Consider the following 334-nt stretch of genomic DNA (forward strand, 5'->3'; position numbering starts at 1 on the left):
TCACCCCCGAAGAGATCAGCGCCTACGGCGTTTTCGACGTCGAGCCGGTGCCCGACGATGAGAGCCCCGACGTGCTCCGGGTCAAGAGCATGGTCGAGAAGCCCAAGGCCGAGGACGCGCCGTCGCTGTTCGCCGCGGCGGGCCGATATGTGCTCGACCGCGCCATCTTTGACGCGTTGCGCCGCACCGAGCGCGGGGCCGGTGGCGAAGTGCAACTCACCGACGGGATCGCCCTGCTGATCGCGGAGGGCCACCCGGTGCATGTGGTCGTGCACCGCGGATCTCGACACGACTTGGGAAATCCTGGCGGCTACCTCAAGGCTGCGGTTGACTT

The 334-nt window shown here is 67.4% G+C and carries 1 protein-coding gene; it reads left to right on the forward strand.

Translation table 11 applies throughout. The features are described from left to right. On the forward strand, positions 1–334 hold a 334-nt coding region (locus KHA85_RS17515), incomplete at both ends, for a sugar phosphate nucleotidyltransferase (RefSeq protein WP_272875199.1).

The sequence above is a fragment of the Dietzia massiliensis genome, from assembly GCF_018390595.1.
Taxonomy (GTDB): domain Bacteria; phylum Actinomycetota; class Actinomycetes; order Mycobacteriales; family Mycobacteriaceae; genus Dietzia; species Dietzia massiliensis.